This is a genomic window from Macrococcoides caseolyticum, from assembly GCF_002902665.1.
In the GTDB taxonomy this organism is placed as follows: Bacteria; Bacillota; Bacilli; order Staphylococcales; family Staphylococcaceae; genus Macrococcoides; species Macrococcoides caseolyticum.
Map to the genome: position 1 here is coordinate 1 of NZ_PPRM01000110.1, position 665 is coordinate 665.

Annotated in this window: 6 tRNA genes; all 6 read left to right on the forward strand. The window is 46.6% G+C overall.

What is annotated here, in order from left to right:
* The first annotated feature begins 22 nt into the window (after window positions 1-22).
* Window positions 23-95, forward strand: a tRNA-Lys gene (locus CD152_RS11230).
* A 19-nt stretch (window positions 96-114) separates the two neighbouring features.
* A tRNA-Gly gene (locus tag CD152_RS11235) sits at window positions 115-189 on the forward strand.
* A gap of 15 nt (window positions 190-204) precedes the next feature.
* Window positions 205-293 (forward strand) — tRNA-Leu (locus tag CD152_RS11240).
* Window positions 294-308: 15 nt separating this feature from the next.
* Window positions 309-385, forward strand: a tRNA-Arg gene (locus CD152_RS11245).
* Between the two features lie 13 nt (window positions 386-398).
* A tRNA-Pro gene (locus tag CD152_RS11250) sits at window positions 399-472 on the forward strand.
* 12 nt (window positions 473-484) lie between these two features.
* A tRNA-Ala gene (locus tag CD152_RS11255) sits at window positions 485-560 on the forward strand.
* Window positions 561-665 lie beyond the last annotated feature (105 nt).

Genomic DNA, 665 nt, shown 5'->3' on the forward strand with positions numbered 1-665 from the left:
TCCTTTTTCCGGCACCATTTTTGAGCCATTAGCTCAGTTGGTAGAGCATTTGACTTTTAATCAAAGGGTCAGAGGTTCGAATCCTCTATGGCTCATAATTATTTTAATAAATGTGCGAAAGTAGTTCAGTGGTAGAATACAACCTTGCCAAGGTTGGGGTCGCGGGTTCGAATCCCGTCTTTCGCTCCATTGGAGAAATTAAATGCCGGGGTGGCGGAACTGGCAGACGCACAGGACTTAAAATCCTGCGGTAAGTGATTACCGTACCGGTTCGATTCCGGTCCTCGGCACCATTTAATCTTTAATATGCGCCCGTAGCTCAATTGGATAGAGCGTTTGACTACGGATCAAAAGGTTAGGGGTTCGACTCCTCTCGGGCGCGCCATTTTTATTAGCTACGGGAAGTAGCTCAGCTTGGTAGAGCACTTGGTTTGGGACCAAGGGGTCGCAGGTTCGAATCCTGTCTTCCCGACTTACTTAATATGGGGGCTTAGCTCAGCTGGGAGAGCGCCTGCTTTGCACGCAGGAGGTCAGCGGTTCGATCCCGCTAGTCTCCACCATTATTATTTAAAGATGAACATTGAAAACTGAATGACAATATGTCAACGTTAATTCCAATAATTTGAGTGATTAAGTTCACTCCCAAGAGTGATTGCCTCAAGCAA